Raw genomic sequence first — 22,701 nt, 5'->3', positions numbered from 1 at the left:
TCCAAGCACAATGGTGGATCGAGAATCGAAACGGCGGCAGCGCCGGAACCAATCCCGCCCCGCCCGCTCCCACACTGCACCATGCCTTCACGCCTGTTCCACCGCCTCGCAGCCACTCTCTTTTTTATAGCTGCCAGCGCTTTATGGACTAGCGCTAGCGCCCAATTGGGCACCAAAACCAGCGGACAGGGCACCAGCGTGGTCACCACGCCCTATGTGCGGGCCGAGCTGCTGGCCCATGCGCCCCAGGGCGTGGCGCCCGGCCAGCCGCTGTGGCTGGGCCTCTCGATCACCCACCAGCCCGAGTGGCACACCTACTGGAAGAACCCTGGCGACTCCGGCCTGCCCACCGACCTGGCCTGGACGCTGCCCGCCGGCCTGGATGCGGGCGAGATTGCCTGGCCCCTGCCCAAGAAGATCCCCATCGGCACGCTGGCCAACTATGGCTATGAAGGCACGGTGCTGCTGCCCGTGCCCGTCACCGTGGCCAGCACCTATGCCCCCGGCCCGCTGGCCAAGGATGCCACCATCAAGCTGCGCGCCTCGTGGCTGGTGTGCCGCAAGGAGTGCATTCCCGAAGAAGGTGAATTCACGCTGCAGCTTCCCATCCAGAGCACCACGGCACTGAGCAGTGCTGCCTTTGAGGCGGCCGCCAAGGCCCATCCCCGCGCCGTGGTGGCAGGCACCAACGGCATCGTGCCCGACAGCCAGGCGCAGATTGCGGACGGCAACCTGCTGAACGTCAGCGTGCAGGGCTTGCCCGTGGCGCTGCGTGGCAAGACACTGGACCTGTTCCCCGAAACCGCCGAGGTCATCGACAACGCGGCGAGCTGGAAGCAGAGCTGGAACGGCAGCGTGTGGACCGCGCAAATTCCCCTGTCGGCCCAGCGCAGCGCCAGCCCCAGCCTGATGCCCGTGGTGCTGGCCGAGCAGGCGGCCCCGGGCCACGGCACCGGCCCCGACACCCGCACCGGCTACCGCGCCGAACTGAAGGTGCTGGGCACCTGGCCGCAGGGCGCATCGGTGGCCAGCGTGTCGCCCGCGCTGGAGGCCGCGCTCAAAGCCAATGCGGCGCAGGCTGGCGGCTCGGCAACGCCTGCCGCAGCCTCCGGCGCCTCGTCCCTCACCCTCACGGCCGCGCTGCTGGGCGCCTTGCTCGGGGGCCTCATCCTCAACCTCATGCCCTGCGTGTTTCCGGTGCTGGCGATCAAGGTGGTGGGCTTCACACAGCATGCGCAAGACCGGCGCGCCCACCGCATCAGCGGCATCGCCTACACAGCGGGCGTGGTGCTGTCGTTCATCGCCCTGGGCGCCCTCATGCTGGGCCTGCGCGCGGCGGGCGAGGCGGTGGGCTGGGGATTTCAGCTGCAATCGCCCGCTGTGGTGGCATCGCTGGCGGCGCTGTTCACGCTGATCTCGCTGAACCTCGCGGGCGTGTTCGAGTTCGGGCATTTCCTGCCGTCCTCGATGGCCAGCCTGCAGGCCCGCCACCCGGTGGCCGACAGCTTCCTCACCGGTGTGCTGGCCGTGGCCGTGGCCTCGCCGTGCACGGCGCCGTTCATGGGCGCATCCCTGGGCCTGACCGCCACGCTGCCCGCGCCCCAGGCGCTGGCCGTGTTTGCGGCGCTGGGGCTGGGGCTGGCGCTGCCGTACCTGGCAGCCAGCTTTGTGCCCGCCGTGGCGCGCGCCCTGCCCCGCCCCGGCGCGTGGATGGACACCTTCCGCAAGCTCATGGCCTTCCCCATGCTGGCCACCGTGGTCTGGCTGGTGTGGGTGCTGGGCCAGCAAAGCGGCATCGACGGCGCCGGTGCGCTGCTGATCCTGCTGGTGGGCCTGTCGCTGGTGGTGTGGGCCCTGTCGCTGGCCGGGCGGGCGCGGGTGTGGATGGCCACGGTGTCCATCGCGGCCATGGCCTTGCTGGTCTGGGCCTTTGCGCCGCACGTCACCAACATGCCTGCCGCGCAGGCGGCCACGTCGTCACCGCAGGTCTCCACCACCGGCTGGCAGCCCTGGGCACCCGGCGCGGCCGAGCAGATCGTGGCCGGTGGCCGCCCCGTGTTTGTGGACTTCACCGCCGCCTGGTGCGTGACCTGCCAATACAACAAGAAGACCACGTTGGCGGATGCCAACGTGGTCGCCGACCTGCAAACCAAGAACGTGGCCCTGCTGCGTGCCGACTGGACGCGCCGCGACCCCGCCATCACCGCCGCCCTGGCGTCGCTGGGCCGCAGCGGCGTGCCGGTGTACGTGTTCTACCGCCCCGGCAAACCGCCGGTGGTGCTGACCGAGGTGCTCAGCGTGGACGAGGTGCGCGCCACCATCGCCCAGCTGTAGATCGCTTCCAGCCCACCTTTCCGCTTTCGACCACCTGCCAACCCTTCAGGAGACCCCGCCATGAAGCTGCTTCGCCGTACGTTGATCGCCACCGCCGCCCTGGTTGCCCTGGGCGCCCAGGCCGCCGCCACCGTGGGCCAGCCCGCGCCTGACTTCACGCTCAAGGACACCAACGGCAAGACCGTGCGCCTGTCGGACTTCAAGGGCAAACACGTGGTGCTGGAATGGACCAACCCCGGCTGCCCCTTTGTGCGCAAGCACTACGACAGCGGCAACATGCCCGCCACGCAAAAAGACGCCACCGGCAAAGGCGTGGTGTGGCTGTCCATCAACTCCACCGAAAAAGCCAGCAGCGACTACCTGGAGCCCGCCAAGCTGATGGCCTGGAAGCAGGAGCGCAAGGCCACCCCCACCGCTGTGCTGATGGACGAGGAAGGCACCGTTGGCAAGAGCTACGGGGCGCGCACCACGCCGCACTTGTACATCGTCAACCCGCAGGGCCAGCTCATCTACGCGGGCGGCATCGACAGCATTCCCTCGGCCCGCCCGGCCGACATCGAGAAGGCCACCAACTACGTGAAGGTGGGGCTGGGCGAAGCGCTGGCGGGCAAGCCGATCTCGGCGGCGACGACGGCGCCGTATGGGTGCAGCATCAAGTACAAGTCGCCGGCCTGACCGGATGCGGTGACGCTGGTCCACGGTCCCGGGGCATGCGTACACTGCTTGCATGCTCCACACCCCCGACACCATCAGCACCCTGCGCCACCTGCTCACCGCCTGCCGCACCATTGCGGTGGTGGGCCTTTCGCCGCAGTGGCACCGCCCCAGCTACTTTGCCGCCAAGTACATGCAGGCGCATGGCTACCGCATCGTGCCGGTCAACCCGCTGGTGGCGCGTGAGGGCGGGCAGATTTTGGGCGAGGCGGCCTACGCCAGCGTGACCGATGCGGCCGCAGCGCTGGCAGCGCAAGGCCAGAAGATCGACATGGTGGACTGCTTTCGCAAGAGCGAGGACATCCCGCCACTGGCCGATGAGGCCGTCGCCATCGGCGCACAGTGCCTGTGGCTGCAGCTGGGCGTGTTCAACGAGTCCGCAGGCCTGCGCGCCGAGGCGGCGGGCCTGCAAGTCATTCAAAACCGCTGCGTGAAGATTGAACACGCGCGGCTGTTTGGCGGCCTGGGCTGGATGGGCGTGAACACGCGCGTGATCAGCGCCAAGCGCTTGCGGCAGCTGCCTTACTAGCAAATTGATAGCTGCCAGCGCATATTGCACTATCGCTTGCGGCCGATTTCTTTCAAATCCCTTCACCCAACCCCCTGCGCAGCACTGCAGGCTGCGCCACCGCCATGACCGAGCCCACATCCAACGGTGCCGACCGCCACTTCGGCTTTGGCACCCGCGCCATCCACGCCGGGGCCCAACCCGACCCGGTGACCGGCGCACGCGCCACACCCATCCACCAGACGACCAGCTTTGTGTTTGACAACGCCGAGCACGCGAGCAGCCTGTTCAACCTGCAGACCTTTGGCAACGTCTACAGCCGCATCAGCAATCCCACGGTGGCGGTGTTGGAGGAGCGCGTCGCCAGCCTCGAAAACGGCCGCGCGGCCCTGGCCTGCGCCAGCGGCATGGCCGCGCAGATGGCGGCGCTGCTGGCCATCCTCAAAACCGGCGACCATATCGTGGCGGCCAGCACGCTCTACGGCGGCACGGTGGGGCAGCTGGGAGTGGGCTTCTCTCGCCTGGGCATCGAGACCACATTCGTGGACCCGGCCGACCCCGAGAACTTTGCACGCGCCATGCGCCCGAACACCCGCGCCGTGTACGGCGAGACCATCGGCAACCCGCTGGTCAACGTGCTCGACATCGCCGCCGTGGCCGGGGTGGCGCATGCGCATGGCGTGCCGCTCATCATCGACAACACGGTGGCCAGCCCCTACCTGTGCAACCCCTTGCAGCTGGGCGCCGACATCGTGGTGCACAGCGCCACCAAGTACATCGGCGGCCACGGCACGACCATGGGTGGTGTGGTGGTGGAAGGCGGCAAGTTCCCATGGGACAACGGCAAATTCCCCGAGATGGTGGAGCCCAGCCGTGCGTACCACGGCGTGAAGTTCTACGAGACCTTTGGCGACTTTGGCTACACCATGAAGGCGCGCATGGAGGTCAACCGCACCTTCGGCGGCGTGCTCTCGCCCATGAACGCATGGCAGCTGCTGCAGGGCGCCGAAACCCTGCACCTGCGCATGCGCGAGCACTGCCGCAATGCGCTGGCCGTGGCGAAGTTTCTGCAGAGCCATCCGCAAGTGGCGTGGGTCAACTACCCGGGCCTGGCGGATTCGCCGTACTACGACCTGGCGCGAAAGCAGTTCCGCGCGGTGGATGGCGCGCCGGGCGCCTCGGGCATTCTCACGTTTGGCGTGAAGGGCGGCGCGGCGGCGGGCGAGAAGTTCATCGACGCCTGCGAGTTCCTGAGTCACCTCGCCAACATCGGCGACGCGAAGACACTGGTGATACACCCTGCATCGACTACCCACCGCCAGCTCAGTGAAGAAGAGCTGACCCGCGCGGGCGTGAGCGCGGACATGGTGCGGCTGTCGGTGGGGATTGAAGACCTGGACGACATCCTGTGGGACATTGACCAGGCGCTGGGGCGCGCAGCGGGCTGATCGCCCCACGGGCTACGCGGGGCCGACCGGCGCCCCCAGGCGCTGCGACAAACTCCGCGCCGCCTCGCGCAGATGTTGCGCCGCCGGGCTGGCGGGCCCGGTCTGCAGCGTGGCGCTGGGACCGATCACGGCGATGCACAGCACCAGCTGCCCGAACCCATCAAACACCGGCGTGGCCAGCGCGCTGATGCCGGGCAGGAGCTGGTCCGTCACCTCGCTGATCTGGTGCTGGCGCACAGCCTCCAGCTCGGCCGCAAAGGCAGGCTCGTCCAGTGCGCCCGCAAACCCTTCGGCCGCCAGCGCAGCCGCAGCGCGTTCGCGCGACCCAAAGGCCGCAAACACCTTGCCCGTGGCCGTGTGCCGCACCGAGGCCGTGGTGCCGTGGCGCATGGCCACATACACGGCGGTGGGGCCTTCCTCCACACGAATGATGGTGGGGCCACTGTCGCCCCAGACCGAGGCCGACACGGTGTAGCCGATGCGCTGGGCCAGCGCGGGCAGCTCGGCAATGGCCAGGCGCACCGGGTCCACCTGCTGCAGGCTGATGAGGCCGAGCTGCATGGCCAAGGGGCCCAGGCCGTAATGGCCGCTCACGGCGTCCTGCTCGATCAGGCCCAGCTTGCCAAAGCTCACCAGGTAGGGGTGGGCCTTGGCGGCCGTCATGTCCGCCGCGCGGGCCAGGTCCTTGAGCGCCATGCGCCGGCCGGTGCGCGCCAGCACCTTCAGCAGCTGGCCGCCCACCTCCACGCTCTGGATGCCGCGCGGGCTGCGGGGCGTGTCTTCGTCGTCGGCGGGGGGCAGGTCGGGGGTCGTGGTGGGCATGGGGCGATTGTCCACGCAGCGCAGCACACATCCGCCCTTCTGGTTTACACCTAAACAAATGCGTTAGACATGAACGAATTTCTTGCCTAACATCAACGCATTCCGTTTAGATAAACGCATTCACCATTAACAAATCACTACCATGAGCACCGTCAAAACCTTTGCCTCCGCCGCCGACCTCGAAGTGAAGAAGGTGAGCTTCGAGAAGCTCTCCGACCACGCCTATGCCTACACGGCCGAGGGCGACCCCAACACCGGCATCATCATTGGCGACGACGCAGTGATGGTCATCGACACCCAGGCCACGCCCGTGATGGCGCAGGACGTGATCCGCCGCATCCGCGAGGTGACGGACAAGCCCATCAAGTACGTCCTGCTCTCCCACTACCACGCGGTGCGCGTGCTGGGCGCAAGCGCCTACGGCGCCGAGCACATCATTGCCAGCGAGGACACGCGCGACCTGATCGTGGAGCGCGGCCAGTTCGACAAGGACAGCGAGATCGGCCGCTTTCCGCGCCTGTTCCAGAACGTGGAGAGCGTGCCGGACGGCCTGACCTGGCCGACCATGACCTTCAACAGGAAGATGACCCTGTGGCTGGGCAAGCTGGAGGTGCAGATCCTGCAACTGGGCCGGGGCCACACCAAGGGCGACACGGTGGCCTGGCTGCCGCAGGAAAAGATCCTGTTCAGCGGCGACCTGGTGGAGTTCGACGCCACGCCGTATGCGGGCGACGCGTATTTCCAGGACTGGCCGCAGACCCTGGACAACATCGCGGCGCTGAAGCCCGAGAAGCTGGTGCCCGGCCGTGGCGCCGCGCTGCAGACGCCCGAGCAGGTGCAGGCGGGCCTGGCGGGCACACGCGCCTTCATCAGCGACCTGTACGAGAGCGTGAAGGCCAGTGCGGCCAAGGGCGAGGACCTGCGCAAGGTCTACGAGGCCACGTTTGCCCAACTGCAGCCCAAGTACGGGCACTGGGTCATCTTCAACCACTGCATGCCGTTTGACGTGACCCGTGCGTACGACGAGGCCACGCAATACCCCGACCCACGCATCTGGACCGCCGAGCGTGATGTCCAGATGTGGAAAGCCCTGGAAGGCTGATCCGCCGAGGCTGGAGGAGACAAAAGATATGAACCCCAGAGACATTCCCACCGAAGCCTTCCACGCCAGTGGCGCCGAAGTGCAGGCCATCGACTTCGGCTACGTGCGCTCGCCCGACCAAGACCGCGTCACGCCCGCACAGCACCCCATCGTGGTCATCGGCGCGGGCCCTGTGGGCCTGTCGCTCGCCATCGACCTGGCCCAGCGCGGGCAGCGTGTGGTGGTGCTGGACAACGACCACAAGCTCTCCATCGGCTCGCGCGCCATCTGCTTTGCCAAGCGCACGCTGGAGATCTGGGACCGCCTGGGCGTGGGCCAGCGCATGGTGGACAAGGGCGTGTCGTGGAACCTGGGCAAGGTGTTCCTCAAAGACGAGCAGCTGTATGAATTCAATCTGCTGCCAGAAGAAGGCCACGAGCGCCCCGCCTTCATCAACCTGCAGCAGTACTACGCCGAGGCCTACCTGGTGGAGCGTGCGCTTCAGCTGCCGGGCATCGACATCCGCTGGCACAACAAGGTCACTGCGGTGCAAAGCCGCGCGGACGGCGCGCTGCTGAGCATCGACACGCCCGAGGGCGCCTACCAGATGGATGCGCAATGGCTGGTGGCCTGCGACGGTGCGCGCTCGCCCACGCGGCAGATGCTGGGGCTGGAGAGCAAGGGGCGCATTTTTCAGGACCGCTTCCTGATCGCAGACGTGAAGCTGGCGGATGAGGCGAACTTCCCTACCGAGCGCTGGTTCTGGTTCGACCCGCCCTTTCATCCCAACCAAAGCGTGCTGCTGCACCGCCAGCCCGACAACGTCTGGCGCATCGACTTCCAGCTGGGCTGGGACGCCGACCCCGAAGAAGAAAAGAAGCCCGAGAACATCATCCCGCGCGTGAAGGCGCTGCTGGGTGCGGATGCACAGTTTGAGCTGGACTGGGCCAGCGTCTACACCTTTGCCTGCCTGCGCATGGACCAGTTCGTGCACGGCCGCGTCATCTTCGCGGGCGACAGCGCCCACGGCATCTCGCCCTTTGGCGCACGTGGCGCCAACAGCGGCGTGCAGGATGCCGAGAACCTGGCCTGGAAGCTCGATTGGGTGCTCCAGGGCCGCGCCAGCCCCGCGCTGGTGAGCACCTATGGCCCCGAGCGTGAATACGCGGCCGATGAGAACCTGTGCAACTCCACCCGCGCCACCGACTTCATCACGCCCAAGAGCGAGGTGAGCCGCCTGTTCCGCGACGCGGCACTGCACCTGGCGCGTGAACACGCCTTTGCAAGGCGCATCGTCAACAGCGGCCGCCTGTCGGTGCCCGCCACGCTGCACCAGTCGCCCCTGAACACGCCGGATACCGATCACTTCGCAGGCACCCAGGTGCCCGGTGCCGTGCTGCTGGATGCACCGTTGACGAAACAGGGCCAGCCCACCTGGCTGCTGCGCGAACTGGGGCCGGATTTCACGCTGCTGGTGTTTGGCCCTGCGCCCACCTGGGCGCGTGGCCTGCCCCAGGTGAAGGTGCTGCAGATCGGCATTGATGTGATCGACCACCAGGCGCTGGCCGCCCAGCGGCTGGATGCGCTGCCGCGCACCGTGTACCTGGTGCGGCCCGACCAGCATGTGTGCGCGCGCTGGCGCACGCCCACCGAAGCGGCTGCGCGCAGCGCACTGGCCCGTGCCACGGCCGCAGCCGTCTGACCAGGAAGACGACAAGGAACATGCCCATGCTGAACACCCAACCGAACCTGCAGGCCTGCGACGACTTCTATGAAGCGCTGATTGCCGCGCACCAGGGCCTGTCCACGCCCGAGAGCCACGCCATGAACGCACGCCTGGTGCTGCTGCTGGCCAACCACATCGGCGACCAAGCCACGCTGCAGCACGCGCTGCAGCTGGCGCGCGGCAGTGCCGTGCCCACGGCCGACCGGCGCACCACCCCGGCCATCACGCCCGTGGTGCCCACCCACGCGGTGGCGGCCTAGCCCGCACCTTTTCACCTGGCACTTCAGCACCGCGCAGACGGTGCGGGGTCCGACCCGCCTTGAACTTTGACCACTACGGAGACAACACCACCATGCAGCGCAAACATTTCCTCGCCACCCTCGCGGGCCTGGCCCTTGCCACCACCCTCCCCCTGGCCCACGCCCAGGACACCAAACCGCTCGAATGGGTGGTGGGCTACGCGGCAGGTGGCGGCTCAGACATCGTGGCGCGCACGATTGCCGAATCCATGTCGGCCACGCTGGGCCGCCCCATCGTCATCAACAACAAACCCGGCGCGGGCACCAACATCGCGGCCGAGTACAGTGCGCGCAACAAGGACTTTGGCAACCTGATGTTCTCGGCCGACTTCGCCACACTGGCGGCCAACCCGTTCCTGTTCAGCAAGCTCGCCTACAACGCCGAAAAGGACTTCCAGCCCGTGGGCCTGCTGGTGCGCTTTCCGATGTTCTTGGTGGTATCCAACAGCGTGCCGGCCAAGAACCTCAAGGAGTTCATGGCCTGGGCCAAGGGCCAGGCCGATGGCGTGAACTGGGCGTCGGCCGGGCCGGGCAGCCCGCACCACCTCGTGGGCGAGCTGTTCCGCGAGCAGAGCGGTCTCAAGCTCACGCATGTGCCTTATCGCGGCGCAGCCCCGGCCATCCAGGACGTGATCGGCGGCCAGGTGCCTGCGATGTGGATCGACAGCGCCACGGTGTACCCGTTCCTCGCGGGCAACAAGGTGCGCGCCATTGGCGTGGCCAGCCCGCAGCGCGTGACCACCATGCCCGATGTGCCCACGATTTCCGAGCAGGGCCTGCAAGGGTTTGAAGGTTTTGCCTGGCAAGGCCTGGTGGTGCCCACCGGCGCGCCGGCCGATGTGGTGGCGAACTTCAGCAAGGCACTGCAGACCGCCCTGGCCGACACGCGCACCAAGGCGCGCCTGCAGGCCCTGGGTGTGGAGCCCATGCCCGGCACCGCCGCCCAGATGGGCGGCTTTGCGCGCGCCGAGCGGGAGAAGTGGGGGCGAGTCATCACCAAGGTGGGCGTGAAACTCGACTAACCCCCCAAGCGGCTGCGCCCCATCCCCCTGCGGGGGAGCCCACGTTGCGGGCCGAATACGGGGCTCAGCGGCTGCGCGCCAGCCTGCGCTTGCGGTGCAAGGCGGGTGCGAGCCACAGCAGCTGCACCGTCACATAGCCCAGCACCGCCAGCAGCAGGCCCAGCGTGGGCAGGCCGATCAGCAGCGGCGTGCCCAGCGCCTGCATCCAGATGCCTAGGGCCTGCACCGTGAACTCCCCACCCGGCGCCACGCTGCTCCAGGCGGGCAGGGTCTGCGCGCCGGGCATCACCAGCGCCCCGAGGTAGAAGGCCATGACATACAGCGGCACGGTGGTGAGCGGGTTGGTATAGAAGGTGGCCACGCCCCCGGCCACCACGTTGCCGCGCAGCCAGGCGCACACCAGCAGCGTGCCCGGGATCTGCAGCGGCCCTGGGATCAGGCCGCAGAACATGCCAGCCGCCACCCCGCGCGCCAGCGGCTGGCGCTGAAAGCGGAACAGCGCGCGCTGCTCCAGCCAGGGCTGGAACTGCGCGAGCCAGCTGCGGTCCAGCAGTTGCCGGGCCCGGGGTTCCAGGGCGCGCAGCCAGCGGCGCAGGCGACACAGCGGCTGCATCATGCGACGAACGCTACCGCGGTGCCTGCGCCCCACAAGGTGGTGAGGCCTACCAGCAGGTTCACGTCGCGCGGCTCGTTCTCGGCGCGGTAGGCCATCGCAGTGGCTCCCACCAGGCCCAACAACAAGCACAGCATCACCGATTCGATCAGATCCATGGCTCAAGTCTCCCGGTTTGGCAGCGATCAGGCCTTGGGGGGCAGTGCGGGTGGGGCGCCCTTGGCGGCCTCGCCCGAATTGCGCAGCGACAGGAAGATCGACCCGGCGATCAGCGTGGCCGTGACCAGCAAGGCATAGCCAATCGGAATCTTCACAAAGTCGATGAGCAACATCTTGCCGCCGATGAAAACCAGGACCAGTGCCAGGCCGTAGGCCAGCAGGTGGAAACGGTCGGCCAGGTCTGCCAGCAGGAAGTACAGCGCACGCAGACCCAGGATGGCAAAGATGTTGGCCGTGAGCACGATGAACGGGTCGCTGGTGATGGCGAAGATCGCCGGGATGCTGTCCACCGCAAAGATGATGTCGGTCGTGCCGATCAGGATCAGCACCACGAACAGCGGGGTGTAGTGCTTGACGCCGTTGATCAGGGTCGAGAGCTTTTCGCCGTCGAACTGGTCGGTGATGCGGATGCGCTTTTTCAGGAACCTGAGCACCGGGTTGGTGGCGATGTCAGGCTCCTGCCCGGCGGCAAACCACATCTTCACGCCCGTGACGACCAGGAACGCACCGAACACATACAGCAGCCAGTGGAAGGTGGCCAGCAGCCAGGCGCCTGCCAGGATGAGCAGCGTGCGCAGCACGATGGCGCCGATGATGCCGATGATGAGCGCGCGCTTTTGGTACTGCGGCGGCACGGCAAAGTAGCTGAACAGCATCAGGAAGACGAAGATGTTGTCCACCGACAGGCTCTTCTCCACCAGGTAGCCGGTGATGAACTGCATGGACACCGTGTTGGCGATCTCGCGACCCTGGCTGCTGTCCAGGTACCACCACAGGATGGCCACAAACACAAAGGCGAGCGAGAACCACAACAGGCTCCAGCGCGCGGCCTCGCCCATGGTGACCTTGTGCGCGCCCTGGCGCTCCATGACCAGCAGGTCCACGCCTATGGCGATGACCACGAAGACGGCAAATCCCGCCCACATCCACCACGTTCCGATTGTTTCCATCGAGTTTCTCCAAAGATGCCCTCACACGCCCAGGCACGCCGGACGCCCAAGCCCCGGACTGTAGGGGCTGGGGTACTTCTTTAAAACCTGTGATCACAGTAGTATTGGTTCGGTTTTTACGAACTAAACACCTTTTTTACGGCCCGACCGCAAAGAGATCATGAGCCAGAGCTTCAACTACCGCCATCTTTTCTACTTCTGGGTGGTGGCCAAGGAGGGCGGCATCGCCCGCGCCGCCGAGCGGCTGGACATGGCCGTGCAGACCATCAGCGCCCAGGTGCGCGAGCTGGAAAAGTCGCTGGGCGTGAGCCTGCTGCGCACCGAGGGCCGCAACCTGGTGCTGACCGACGCAGGCGTGGCCGCGCTGCATGAGGCCGACCACATTTTTGCGCTGGGCGAATTGCTGCCCGTGCGCGTGCGCGAGGCCGCCAGCGGCCAGACACTGCGGCTGAACCTGGGCATCTCCGACGGCATTGCCAAGCTGGCCGTGCACCGGCTGCTGACGCCCGTGCTGGACGAGCCGCACCTGCGCCTGCTGTGCCATGAGGGCGAGTTCCAGCCCCTGCTGGGCGAGCTGGCGCTGCACAAGCTCGATGCCGTGCTGGCCGACCGCGCCGCGCCGCCCAACCCGGCCCTGCGCACCACCAGCCAGCTGCTGGGCACGAGCGCCATTGCCTGGTATGCGCCTCCGCTGTGGTCCGAGGCGGCGGCCAACAACTTCCCGCACAGCCTGACTGTGGTGCCCGTGCTGCTGCCCACCGACCACGCCGCGATGCGCGCACGCATCGACCACTGGCTGGAGCGCGAGCGCATCCGCCCGCGCATTGCCGGGGAGTTTGAAGACAGCGCCCTTTTGAGCACCTTTGCCGCCACCGGCATGGGCGTGATGCCCGCGCCGGTCTCGCTGGGCGAGCACCTGGCACAGACCCACGGGCTGGTGCAGGTGGGTACTGCACCCGACGTGCAGGAGCAGTTCCACCTGATCTACAGCGCCCGCAAGGTGATGCACCCGCTGCTCACGCGGCTGCTGGAGGCAGGCCAGGGCGGAATGCTATTGAATTAATAGCTACCAGCACATACCGATCTAGCGCTTGGGGCCCAAAAGACGCAAAAATCTGGCGCAATGCCCTCGCAGGCCCCGTCAGTCGCGCCCGCCCCGCTCGATGTGCTGCGCCGCCGATGCCGGGTCGGAAAAGCACAGTTCGTGGCTGCCCGGGCACTCCACCAGGCGAAACAAGCCCAGCCGCTCCGACAGGCGCGGGTGCCACGGCAGGCTGTGGGGCAGCGCGGTGTCCTGCTGCGCGTTGAGGTAGCTCTTGCCCACCTCCAGCGCGGCCAGCGGCACGGGCAGCTGCGCCGGGTCGGTGAAGGTGCGATAGGGGTGGGGATTGAGCAGCGCATAGGTGCTTTGCGCCAGGGCCTCGTCGGCATCGTTGATGAAGGCCTCGCGCCAGATGGGGTACGGCAGCATTACGGCATTGCCACTGCTGGCCGCGACTTGGTCGAACAGCGCACGGTAATGCGGCGGCACCAGGTCATTCAGGCATTCGCCAGGCTGCGGCACAAAGGCGTTCCAGTACACCAGACGGCGGATGCGCCCAGGCAGACGCGCGGGCATGTGGCTGATGACCATGCCGCCGTAGCTGTGGCCCACCAGGCGCACGTCGGTCAGGCCCTGGCTGTCGATGAAGGCCGCCAGCGAATCCACCGCGTCGGCGAGACCCGTGGCCGCGCGGTCGTCGCCGGGGTTGTTGCCCGCGAGCGTGGGGCAGTGCACCGTGTGGCCGCGCGCGCGCAAGTGGGTGGCGGTGGCTTCCATCTCGGCACCGGTGTGCCATGCGCCATGGACCAGGACATAGGTATCCGGCATGTGTGTCTCCTTGGGGTTGTGTTGCAGGACCGGGCAATCCGCCCTGCCGCTACCTTAGAAACACCCGGTGGCACGGAATGGCCCGCGCGTGCCAGCCTGCTGTGCTGGATGTGCCAGAGCGCTCACCCACAGGCCAGCGCGGCCGTCTCAACGCTTGGCCTCATTCCGTTTCCAAATCACTCGTGTCTAGGCGCGAAGCCGCAGACAGTGCTGTAGCACGGCAAGGCGAAGCAACAACGACACGGATGATTTGGAAACGGAATCAGCCGCCGCGCCGCCACTGCGCGGGCGACATGCCCATGGCGCGCTGGAAGGCGCGTGCGAAGTGCGAAGGGTCGGCAAAGCCGCAGCGCCGCCCGATCTCGCCCACGGCCACATGGGCCAGCTGGGGGCGGCGCAGCAGCTCGCCTGCACGCGCCAGGCGCAGTTCGCGCAATGTGCCCGCAAAGGTGTGGCCCTGTGCCGCAAACGCCCGGTGCAGGGTGCGCAGCGACACACCCGCCTCCTGCGCCAGCGCCGGGGCCGACAGGCCCGGCTGGTCAATGCGCGCCCGCAGCAGCGCACACAGATGGGCATGCAGGCTGCGCGCCGCGTTGGGGGCCAGTGGCTGGGGCGGCTCCAGTGCAGCGCACAACAACGCGCCCAAGTGGTCGGACAGCAACGTAGGCGGCAGGGCCTGCGCCGAGGCCGGGTCACGTGCCAGTTGCACGGCCAGCGCCCCCAGGCTCTGGCCCCAGCCCCGGTCGCGCCAGGCCACGCGCGGGCCGGGCGCCTCAGCCTGTTGCAGCCACTGGCCCACCCAGGCGCGCGGCAGCTGAAGCGACACGCAGTGCACACCTTCGGGAAAGTGCAGTTCGTAAGGCCGGGCCGAATCCAGCAGCACCACATCGCCCGGGCGCAGGTGGGCCACATGGCCATCCTGGCGCACATGCCAGGGGGTCTCGGCCTGGCCGATCAGGTAGAAGGGCAGCTGGCGGCTGCGCGCAATGCCGGCGGGTGTGCGAAACACATCCTGGGTGGAGGCCCGCACGCGGTTGATGGACAGCGTCTCCACCGGCAGGCTTTGCAGCTCGCCGCCAAACAGCGGCGCCTCGCGGGAGCTGCAATCCATCTCCAGAAACGCCTCGCAGATCGCACCCACCCAGTAGTCCAGGCGCGCAGGCTGTGCCACCACGTCAGTGGTCCACTGGCGCAGAGCAGCGGGGGACGAAGGCGCGGAGGCGACGGCGGGCATGGAGCCCAATCTACCGGCAAGCGTGCCGGGCAGGCAACAGGGCAAGCCCGCCCAACCACTCCCCTGACGGCCTGCCCGCCAGGCTCAGCGCTGCGGCATGTCCTTCACCGAATACCCCAGGCTCACCGTGGCATCGTCAGGAATGGCGGGCATGGACACATTCCACGCCTCCCACGCGGCGCGCATGGTCTGCAGGCGTTCGGGCTCCACGGGCGCGCGGTTGGCGCGCTCACGTTCATCGTCGGCCAGGTTGAACAGGTAGTCGTTGCCATCCACCCGCAGGTACTTCCACACGCCCTGGCGCATGGCGCGCTGGCCCCGGTGGTTCATGCGCCAGAACAGCGGGGGCTCGTCGATCACATTGGCATCGCGCAGCAGCGGCATCAGCGTGCGACCGTCCAGTGGGTAGTCCGCATGCGCGGCGGCCCCTGCGGCGTCGAGCATGGTGGCCGACCAGTCCATGGTCATACAGGTCTGCGCGCTCACGCCGCCGGGGGCGATCACCGCAGGCCAGTGGGCAATCCAGGGCACGCGGATGCCGCCTTCGGTCAGGTCCATCTTGCCGCCAACCAGCGGCCAGTTGTCCGAGAAGCGCTCGCCACCGTTGTCGCTGGTGAACACCACCAGCGTGTCGCGCGCCAGGCCCAAGGACTCCAGCAGCGCCATGATGCGGCCGATGCCCTCGTCCATGTGGTGGATCATGCGGCGGTAGGTCTCGATGTTGCCGCCGTGCAGGTGGAACAGGTTGCCCTTGACCTCCTGCGCCAGCGCCTCGTCGTCGCGCGTTTCCCACGGCCAGTGGGGCGCGGTGTAGTGCAGGCTCAAGAAGAACGGCGTGCCCGCCTGCGCGCCCGGCGCCATGCGCTGCACATAGTCGAGCGCGTGGTCGGTGATGAGGTCGGTGAGGTAGCCGTCCTGCTGCTTTTCCTCCTCGCCCAGGTACAGGTCGTGCGTGCCGTTGGAGCTGCAGTGGGTGAAGTAGTCCACCCCGCCCGACATGGGGCCGAAGAACTCGTCATAGCCCGAGCGCAGCGGCCCGAACGCGGGCGGATAGCCCAGGTGCCACTTGCCCATCAGCGCCGTGCGGTAGCCCGCTGCGCGCAGCAGCGAGGGCAGCGTGGGGTGCTCCGGCGGCAGGCCCAGGGTGGTGCTGCCCCGGCTCTTGCTGTTGATGGGCTCCTCGGCAGCGCCGCGCAGACGGTACTGGTAGCGCGCCGTCATCAACGCAAAGCGCGTGGGCGAGCAGACGGGGGAGTTGGAGTAGCCCTGCGTGAGCTTGAGGCCATTGGCCGCCAGCTGGTCAAGCACCGGCGACACGGGGCCAAACGCCGCGTCGCGCCCACCGTAGCAGCCCAGGTCGGCATAGCCGAGGTCGTCGGCGACGATGAAGATGATGTTGGGGCGGGGTGGTAGGGTCATCTCGAAATCCAGTTTCACTCAACATGGCGCGCAGTCTTCGCGACAGGCGCGGCCGAGGCGGGGGCGGCAAGCAAGGGCCGCCCCGCAGCGAGGCCGCCGTCCCCCTCCGGGGGAAGCGGCGCAGCCGCTCAGGGGGGCTTCCTTGCTATGGTTTGAAGCCCGAGCGCTGCACGACCGGCGCCCATTGCGCGCGGTAGGCCTTGAGCATGGCCTCGGTTTGCGCCATGGTCGCCACCACGGGCTCCATCTTGGCGGTCTCGAACTTGCGCTGCGTGTCCGGGTCTTTCATCACCTCCACGATCAACCCCGACAAACGTTCGGCCTGGGCCTTGGACATGCTCATCGGGGCAAAGAAGGTGTTCCAGCCGGTAGCGGCCAGGTCCATGCCGCTTTCCTTGAAGGTGGGAATCTTTGCATCGAGCGGGCTGCGCTTGGCGCTCGACACGGCCAGGATGCGGATCTTGCCGGCCTCGTGCTGGGGCAGCAGGCTGTCAAACGTGTCGAACGCCACGGGCACCTGGCCGCCCAGCAGGTCGTTGAGCAGCGGCGCCGAGCCCCGGTAGCCCACCACCTCGGCGCGCACCTTGGCGGCGTCGCCCACCATCAGGCCAAAAAAGTGCGGCAGGCTGCCCGTGGCAGGCACGCCGAAGTTGGCCTTGTCGGGGTTGGCGCGCAGCCACGCCATGAGGTGCGGCAGTTCCTTGACCGGCACGGCACTGCCCACGGCCACGCCAAATTCATAGCTGTTGACATGGCTCACAGGGCGGAAGTCGCGCTCCGGGTCGTAGCCCGCATCGGGGAACACCAGGGGTGCCACCAGCATCACGGCGGGGTTGGCCAGCAGCAGCGTGGGCTGGTTAGCGGGCGCGGCTTTGACAGCCTGGGCCGACAGGCGGCCGCCCGCGCCGGTCTTGTTCTCCACGATCACGGGCGTACCGAGCTTGCTGCCCAGCTTGTCGGCCACGATGCGGGCCACGCGGTCGGTCGCGCCGCCGGGGGCGTAGCCCACCACGATGCGCAGCGGGGTGTCCTGCGCCTGGGCCAAGGTGGCGCACAGGGCAAGTGTGGCGGTCAGCACAAAAGCAAGGGGTTTGCGCATGGTCGAAATCTCCAGGGGCGATGGCAGGGCCTGCGCAGCCGCGCAGGGGGTGGATGGCCGGACTGTATTGGCCACACAATCAATTGATCTAATCAATCATTGCCCGGAAATACCCTGATGCCTGCCCCGGCCCCGAACCCACCCACCGCCCCCGGCCACCGGCTGGCCCACCCGCAGGCCGCCAACGACCTGCTGATGTACCGCCTCAACCGCCTGATCGCGGTGGCGGGCAGTCTGGTGGTGCGGCTGTGCGAAGGCGGCTACGGCATCACCCGCCGCGAGTGGGGGCTGATGATGATGCTGGCGCAGCACCCCGGCATGCCCCCGGCCGAGCTGGCCCAACGCCTGGGGCTGGACCGGGCCCGCACCTCGCGCGCCATCACCTCGCTGCTGACCAAGAAGCTCATCACCCGCAACGCCATGCCCGGCGACCGGCGCCAGGCCCGGCTGTCGCTCACGGCGGCGGGCCAGACCGTGCACGACGAACTGTTTCCGCAGGTCAAGGCGCTCAACCAGGAGCTGCTGACGGGCCTCAGTGCCGAGGCGGTGGCCGGGCTGGACCAGGCCCTGGCCGACATGCAGCAGCGTGCCGAGGCGCTGGTCGCCACCCGCACCGACGTGCCGCGCACCTACCGGCTGCGGGGCGGGCGGCATGTGGATTGAGGGGGTTAGCAGAATAGAGTTGCCCCAAAACGGGGAACCGGCGATATCCTCAAACCCGCCCTGAGCTACCCGCCCACGGCGCACCCGCGCTCCCCACGTCCCACAACGGCCCACGCACACCCAACGCCCACCCTCCATGTCCCAGCACTCGACCTCTTTGTGGAGCCCCTTGCGCCAACCCGCGTTCCGGGGCCTGTGGATTTGCGGCGGTATCTTTTTTGTGGGCAGCGGCATGCAGAGCATGGCGGCGGCCTGGCTTATGGTGGAACTCACGGGTTCGTCGTTCCTGGCTGCTCTGGTGCAGACGGCGGTGTTCATGCCCATGTTTTTGCTGGCCCTCCCTGCCGGCGTGCTGGCAGACACGACCGACCGGCGCCGGTTGATATCGGGCGCACTGCTGGCACAGGCCGGGGCGTGCGCCTTGCTCACGCTGCTGACGTTGGGGGGCTGGAGTGGCCCGGCGTCGGTGCTGTTTCTGGTGTTCATCTGCGGCTGCTGCACGGCAGTGCTCACACCCGCGTGGAACTCGTCGGTCATCGACCCCGTGCCGCGTGACGAATGGCCCCAGGCCATCACCGCCGTGAGCATTGCCTACAACGCCGCGCGCGCTGTGGGGCCCACGATGGCGGGCCTGGTGTTTGCGCAGCTGGGCGCGGGCTGGGTCTTTGCCGTCACGGTGACCACCACGCTGGTGATGTGGGAGTCCATCCGCCGCTGGCCGCCCAAGGCACACCCGCCCTCCAAGCTGCCCGCCGAACGCCTGTGGGGCGGCACTCTGAGCGGCCTGCGCTTTGCCTGGCACTCGCGCATGATCCTCGCGCAACTGGTGCGCGTGATGGCCTTCAGCGCAGCGGGCTCGGCCCTGTGGGCGCTGCTGCCGGTGATTGCGCAGCGCCAGCTCGGCACAGGTGCACAGGGTTTTGGTCTGCTCATGGGCTGCCTGGGCACGGGCGCCGTGGCGGTCGGCCTGGTGCTGGGGCGGCTGCGCGCGCGTTTTGGACTGGAGGCCATCGTCGGCGCCGGTGGTGTGGTGTTTGCGGTGGCCATGCTGGTGGCGGCGCTGACCCACATTGCCTGGGTGGTCTACATCGCCATGCTGTTCGCGGGCGCTGCCTGGATGTCGGCCATGTCCACCTTCAACACCGCCACCCAGGCCAGCGCCCCGCAGTGGGTGCGCTCGCGCGCAGTGGCCATGCACATGGTGGCGGCGCTGGGCGCGTTTGCGATGGGCTCGGCTTTCTGGGGCGCGTCCTCGGACCTGATCGGACTCATGCCCACCCTGTGTGTGGCCGCCGCGCTGATGGGCGCGGGCCTGCTGCTGGCCCGCCCCATGCCGCTGCGCATGGGCGCGCTGCACGAGGTGACCCAGGCCACGCCCTGGGACGAACTCTTCATCGAGGCCGAGCCCCTGCCCGAAGCGGGGCCCGTGGCCGTGGAAGTGGGCTACCGCATCGCCCCCGGCACCGATGCTGCCTTCCTCGACACCATCAGCCGCATGAAGGCCCCGCGCCGACGCGACGGCGCCACCTTCTGGCGCATCTACAAGGACCTGGGCGAGCCATCGCGCTATGTGGAGCGCTTCATCGTCGAGTCCTGGGCCGACTACTTGCACCAGCGCGCCCGCGCCACCATGGCCGACCAGGCCCTGGAGACCGAAGTGCGTGCGTTTTTGGCGCCGGGCGAAGTCGTGCGGATGTCGCACTACATTGCAGAGCGATAGATGCCCTTGAGCCGACCCGTCGTGGTTTCGGCTTGATGCGCGTCAATTTCCGCAGCCGGATCGGGTGCCGAGGCCGGCGGTCTGCCTGCGACAATCGCACCATGACCTTCGCCACCCTTGCCAACGACACCTTCCTGCGTGCCTGCCGCCGCCAGGCCACCGACTACACGCCCCTGTGGCTCATGCGCCAGGCGGGGCGCTATCTGCCCGAGTACAAGGCCACGCGCGCCCAGGCGGGCAGCTTCATGGGCCTGGCCACGAACGTGGACTACGCCACCGAAGTGACCTTGCAGCCGCTGGAGCGTTTCCCACTCGACGCCGCCATCCTGTTCAGTGACATCCTGACCGTGCCCGACGCCATGGGCCTGGGCCTGTCGTTTGCCGAGGGCGAAGGCCCGCGCTTTGCCAAGGTGGTGCGCGACGAAGCGGCCGTGGCCGAGCTGGCCGTGCCCGACATGGACAAGCTGCGCTACGTGTTCGACGCCGTCACCAGCATCCGCAAGGCGCTCAATGGGCGTGTTCCTTTGATCGGCTTCTCGGGCAGCCCCTGGACACTGGCCTGCTACATGGTCGAGGGCAAGGGATCGGACGACTACCGCCTGGTCAAGAGCCTGATGTACGCCCGCCCCGACCTGATGCACCGCATCCTGGCCATCAATGCCGACAGCGTGGCCGCATACCTCAACGCCCAGATCGACGCGGGCGCACAGGCTGTGATGATTTTTGACAGCTGGGGCGGCGTGCTGGCCGACGGTGCCTTCCAGGAGTTCAGCCTGGCTTACACCAAGCGCGTGCTGGCACAGCTCAAGCGCACCGGCGTGGATGGCACCGATGTGCCGCGCATCGTCTTCACCAAAGGCGGCGGCATCTGGCTGGAGGACATGAAGGACATCGACTGCGAGGTGCTGGGCCTGGACTGGACGGCCAACCTGGGCAAGGCACGCGCCATCGTCGGCGGCCAGGTGGGCGGCCCCGGCAAGGCGCTGCAGGGCAACATCGACCCCAACGTGCTGTTTGCGCCGCCTGCGCAGATCGTCACCCAGGTGCATGCCGTGCTCGACAGCTTTGGCAAGCCCCACACCGACCGCAACACCACCGGCCCCACGCACATCTTCAACCTGGGCCACGGCATCAGCCAGTTCACCCCGCCCGAGCATGTGGCGGCATTGGTGGAGGCTGTGCACAGCCACTCGCGCGCGCAGCGCCAGGGCTGACAACCCGGGCGAGGCATCCAGACCGCCCGGCACGCCGCGCAGGGACCAGGTGATGGCAACGGAACACCCCTTACCGCCGCCAGCGGAGTCCCCCACTGGCCCGCAGGCACTGCCCGCCTCGGCCCTGCAATCCCCACCCGGCGCGCTCGCAGACTGCGTGCGCGCCATTTTCTGGCGCGACCTGGGCCGCCAGCCGCACTACACCCCGACGGACACGCGCGTGCCGCCCAGCCCCTACCCCGGCATCATCTGGCTCACGCGGGGCACGGCCCAGCTCGTGGAATGTGCGGGTGCGACCGCCGCAGCGGCCCTACCGGCCATCACGCTGTCGGGCGCCCACCGACATCCTTACCACTCGGTCTCCTCCCGTGATGGTGATTCGTTCTGCTTGGCGTTCCAGCCCGGCGCGCTCGGGCTGCTTACCGGGCAGGACCTTGCGCCGCTGACCGACCGGGTCACGGACGCAACGACCTGGCTGCCCGCAGCCTGGCACCCTTTCCTCGCGGCCGTCCACGCGGCACCCGACCATGGGGTGCGCCAGGCGCTGTGCGTGGACTTCCTCACCCCACGCTGGGCGGCCGTGGCCGACCGGCATGCTGCCTGGTTGCAGGTGTTGCAACAGGCTTGGCAGCGCGGCGCACGCCAGGCCCTGGCCTCTGCGCTGGACTGGACGCCCCGGCACCTGCAGCGACGCACCCGGCAGCTGGCGGGCCTGCGGCCTGGCGAGATCGAACGCATGCTGCGCGCCGAACATGCCGTGCTGGCCATGCGCGACGGCAACGCCGGTGCCCTCGATGCCGCGCTGCGCCATGGCTACGCCGACCAGGCGCATTTCAGCCGCGAGGCGCGCGCCCTGTTCGAAAAGCCCCCCGCAGCGCTGAAGGCCCACACCCAGCAGCCGGGCGACGATGCGGACTGGCTGCTGCGGCGCAGTTGAAGCCGCCGCCCGCTGGGGACTGCCGATTACCGCTGGATCACCTGGGGCCGCTTGATCTTGGCCTGCAGCTGCAGGATGCCGTAGAGCAGCGCCTCGGCCGTGGGCGGGCAGCCGGGCACATACACATCCACGGGCACGATGCGGTCACAACCCCGCACCACCGAATAGCTGTAGTGGTAATAGCCGCCGCCGTTGGCGCATGAGCCCATGGAGATCACGTAGCGCGGCTCCGGCATCTGGTCGTAGACCTTGCGGATGGCGGGCGCCATCTTGTTGGTCAGGGTGCCGGCGACGATCATCAGGTCGCTATGGCGGGGGCTGGAGCGCGGGATGATGCCAAACCGGTCCAAGTCGTAGCGCGCCATGGCGGCATGCATCATCTCGACCGCGCAGCACGCCAGCCCGAAGGTCATGAACCACAGGCTGTCGGTGCGTGCCGCCTGCACCACCTCGTCCAGCCGGGCCAGCACAAAACCGTCGCGCTCCATGGTGGGCGCATCTGCCATGGGGGAAGAAGAGTAAGTAGCCATGGCGGCATCGTCGCCACAAGTCGCCGCGCCGTCTTGAAGCAAAGCGACATGGACCGCCGTGACACCAAGAACGCCAGACACTCCGGGCCCTGCGACAATCCCCGGGCATTTCGCAGCAGATCCGGCGTCCCCGCCAGCGCACTTATGCACAAAGTTGGAGCATCCTCGTACCCGGCGCGACTTCGTACGGCAACTTGCAAACAAACCTCGCCACGACGCTAAGTGCTTGATTTATATGGCGTTAAATCCCCTGCTTTTTTGACAGGCAATCCAGCCAAA

The 22,701-nt window shown here is 67.9% G+C and carries 22 protein-coding genes; 13 read left to right on the top strand and 9 right to left on the bottom strand.

The genetic code is table 11. The features are described from left to right. The first annotated feature begins 81 nt into the window (after nucleotides 1–81). The 4 genes from AC04MI_RS03585 (at nucleotide 82) to AC04MI_RS03570 (ending at nucleotide 5,004) form a co-directional block, all read left to right on the top strand. Nucleotides 82–2,334, top strand: coding sequence for a protein-disulfide reductase DsbD family protein (locus AC04MI_RS03585; protein WP_436076959.1), 2,253 nt, complete (start codon nucleotides 82–84; stop codon nucleotides 2,332–2,334). Nucleotides 2,335–2,394: 60 nt separating this feature from the next. Next, on the top strand, nucleotides 2,395–3,009 hold the full coding sequence (locus tag AC04MI_RS03580) for a thioredoxin family protein (RefSeq protein WP_436076958.1): 615 nt from the start codon (nucleotides 2,395–2,397) through the stop codon (nucleotides 3,007–3,009). A 52-nt stretch (nucleotides 3,010–3,061) separates the two neighbouring features. Beyond that, on the top strand, nucleotides 3,062–3,577 hold the full coding sequence (locus AC04MI_RS03575; protein ID WP_108498850.1) for a CoA-binding protein: 516 nt from the start codon (nucleotides 3,062–3,064) through the stop codon (nucleotides 3,575–3,577). Nucleotides 3,578–3,681: 104 nt separating this feature from the next. Next, complete coding sequence (locus AC04MI_RS03570) at nucleotides 3,682–5,004, top strand: O-acetylhomoserine aminocarboxypropyltransferase/cysteine synthase family protein (RefSeq protein WP_476497100.1); 1,323 nt, start codon at nucleotides 3,682–3,684, stop codon at nucleotides 5,002–5,004. Between the two features lie 12 nt (nucleotides 5,005–5,016). Here AC04MI_RS03570 and AC04MI_RS03565 read toward each other — a convergent pair whose 3' ends face one another. Continuing rightward, a complete protein-coding gene (locus AC04MI_RS03565) occupies nucleotides 5,017–5,826 on the bottom strand; it encodes an IclR family transcriptional regulator (protein ID WP_476497099.1) in 810 nt (269 codons plus the stop codon). Nucleotides 5,827–5,968: 142 nt separating this feature from the next. Here AC04MI_RS03565 and AC04MI_RS03560 point away from each other — a divergent pair, with 142 nt between their 5' ends. From AC04MI_RS03560 to AC04MI_RS03545, 4 genes are all read left to right on the top strand, one after another. Next, nucleotides 5,969–6,928, top strand: coding sequence for an MBL fold metallo-hydrolase (locus tag AC04MI_RS03560; protein ID WP_476497098.1), 960 nt, complete (start codon nucleotides 5,969–5,971; stop codon nucleotides 6,926–6,928). Nucleotides 6,929–6,956: 28 nt separating this feature from the next. Next, the gene (locus tag AC04MI_RS03555; RefSeq protein ID WP_436076955.1) at nucleotides 6,957–8,609 is read left to right on the top strand and encodes an FAD-dependent oxidoreductase; all 1,653 of its coding nucleotides are present in this window, start codon (nucleotides 6,957–6,959) and stop codon (nucleotides 8,607–8,609) included. A 26-nt stretch (nucleotides 8,610–8,635) separates the two neighbouring features. Further along, nucleotides 8,636–8,893, top strand: a complete 258-nt coding sequence (locus AC04MI_RS03550) for a DUF2783 domain-containing protein (protein ID WP_015015947.1) — start codon at nucleotides 8,636–8,638, stop codon at nucleotides 8,891–8,893. A 92-nt stretch (nucleotides 8,894–8,985) separates the two neighbouring features. Continuing rightward, entirely contained in the window at nucleotides 8,986–9,954 is a 969-nt protein-coding gene (locus AC04MI_RS03545; RefSeq protein WP_436076954.1) for a Bug family tripartite tricarboxylate transporter substrate binding protein, read from the top strand. Nucleotides 9,955–10,018: 64 nt separating this feature from the next. On the opposite strand, the gene AC04MI_RS03540 is transcribed toward AC04MI_RS03545, so the two are convergent. From AC04MI_RS03540 to AC04MI_RS03530, 3 genes are read right to left on the bottom strand one after another with little or no spacing between them, the layout of a single operon-like run. Continuing rightward, complete coding sequence (locus tag AC04MI_RS03540) at nucleotides 10,019–10,570, bottom strand: DUF2062 domain-containing protein (protein ID WP_056747962.1); 552 nt, start codon at nucleotides 10,568–10,570, stop codon at nucleotides 10,019–10,021. Next, nucleotides 10,567–10,725 (bottom strand): hypothetical protein, encoded by a 159-nt coding sequence (locus tag AC04MI_RS03535; RefSeq protein WP_436076953.1) that lies wholly within the window; start codon nucleotides 10,723–10,725, stop codon nucleotides 10,567–10,569. The genes AC04MI_RS03540 and AC04MI_RS03535 overlap by 4 nt, the downstream gene beginning before the upstream one ends. A 27-nt stretch (nucleotides 10,726–10,752) precedes the next feature. Next, nucleotides 10,753–11,736, bottom strand: a complete 984-nt coding sequence (locus AC04MI_RS03530; RefSeq protein ID WP_056065578.1) for a TerC family protein — start codon at nucleotides 11,734–11,736, stop codon at nucleotides 10,753–10,755. Between the two features lie 160 nt (nucleotides 11,737–11,896). Between AC04MI_RS03530 and AC04MI_RS03525 the strand changes: the two genes are divergently transcribed. Then, nucleotides 11,897–12,799: a LysR family transcriptional regulator gene (locus tag AC04MI_RS03525; protein WP_436076952.1), complete on the top strand. Its 903-nt coding sequence runs from the start codon at nucleotides 11,897–11,899 to the stop codon at nucleotides 12,797–12,799. Between the two features lie 78 nt (nucleotides 12,800–12,877). On the opposite strand, the gene AC04MI_RS03520 is transcribed toward AC04MI_RS03525, so the two are convergent. The 4 genes from AC04MI_RS03520 to AC04MI_RS03505 all read right to left on the bottom strand — a co-directional run bounded on the left by AC04MI_RS03520 (nucleotide 12,878) and on the right by AC04MI_RS03505 (nucleotide 17,358). After that, nucleotides 12,878–13,606 carry an alpha/beta hydrolase gene (locus AC04MI_RS03520; protein ID WP_436076951.1) on the bottom strand — a complete coding sequence of 243 codons (729 nt, stop codon included), beginning with the start codon at nucleotides 13,604–13,606 and terminating at the stop codon, nucleotides 12,878–12,880. Nucleotides 13,607–13,868: 262 nt separating this feature from the next. After that, entirely contained in the window at nucleotides 13,869–14,840 is a 972-nt protein-coding gene (locus tag AC04MI_RS03515; protein WP_436076950.1) for a helix-turn-helix domain-containing protein, read from the bottom strand. 84 nt (nucleotides 14,841–14,924) lie between these two features. Then, nucleotides 14,925–16,259 carry a sulfatase-like hydrolase/transferase gene (locus tag AC04MI_RS03510; protein ID WP_436076949.1) on the bottom strand — a complete coding sequence of 445 codons (1,335 nt, stop codon included), beginning with the start codon at nucleotides 16,257–16,259 and terminating at the stop codon, nucleotides 14,925–14,927. Nucleotides 16,260–16,404: 145 nt separating this feature from the next. After that, nucleotides 16,405–17,358: a tripartite tricarboxylate transporter substrate-binding protein gene (locus AC04MI_RS03505; RefSeq protein ID WP_436076948.1), complete on the bottom strand. Its 954-nt coding sequence runs from the start codon at nucleotides 17,356–17,358 to the stop codon at nucleotides 16,405–16,407. A 117-nt stretch (nucleotides 17,359–17,475) separates the two neighbouring features. Between AC04MI_RS03505 and AC04MI_RS03500 the strand changes: the two genes are divergently transcribed. From AC04MI_RS03500 to AC04MI_RS03485, 4 genes are all read left to right on the top strand, one after another. Then, entirely contained in the window at nucleotides 17,476–18,021 is a 546-nt protein-coding gene (locus tag AC04MI_RS03500) for a MarR family winged helix-turn-helix transcriptional regulator (protein ID WP_436076947.1), read from the top strand. Nucleotides 18,022–18,157: 136 nt separating this feature from the next. Further along, nucleotides 18,158–19,741, top strand: coding sequence for an MFS transporter (locus AC04MI_RS03495; protein ID WP_099729143.1), 1,584 nt, complete (start codon nucleotides 18,158–18,160; stop codon nucleotides 19,739–19,741). A 101-nt stretch (nucleotides 19,742–19,842) separates the two neighbouring features. After that, entirely contained in the window at nucleotides 19,843–20,955 is a 1,113-nt protein-coding gene (gene hemE, locus AC04MI_RS03490) for a uroporphyrinogen decarboxylase (protein ID WP_436076946.1), read from the top strand. A 52-nt stretch (nucleotides 20,956–21,007) separates the two neighbouring features. Then, nucleotides 21,008–21,892 carry a helix-turn-helix transcriptional regulator gene (locus tag AC04MI_RS03485; protein WP_476497095.1) on the top strand — a complete coding sequence of 295 codons (885 nt, stop codon included), beginning with the start codon at nucleotides 21,008–21,010 and terminating at the stop codon, nucleotides 21,890–21,892. Nucleotides 21,893–21,918: 26 nt separating this feature from the next. On the opposite strand, the gene AC04MI_RS03480 is transcribed toward AC04MI_RS03485, so the two are convergent. After that, the gene (locus AC04MI_RS03480; RefSeq protein WP_369817519.1) at nucleotides 21,919–22,380 is read right to left on the bottom strand and encodes a NuoB/complex I 20 kDa subunit family protein; all 462 of its coding nucleotides are present in this window, start codon (nucleotides 22,378–22,380) and stop codon (nucleotides 21,919–21,921) included. Nucleotides 22,381–22,701: the final 321 nt, after the last annotated feature.

Source organism: Acidovorax sp. LjRoot204, from assembly GCF_056175785.1.
The sequence above is the reverse complement of the archived record's forward strand: the minus strand, read 5'-3'. Positions and strand labels throughout refer to the sequence as shown.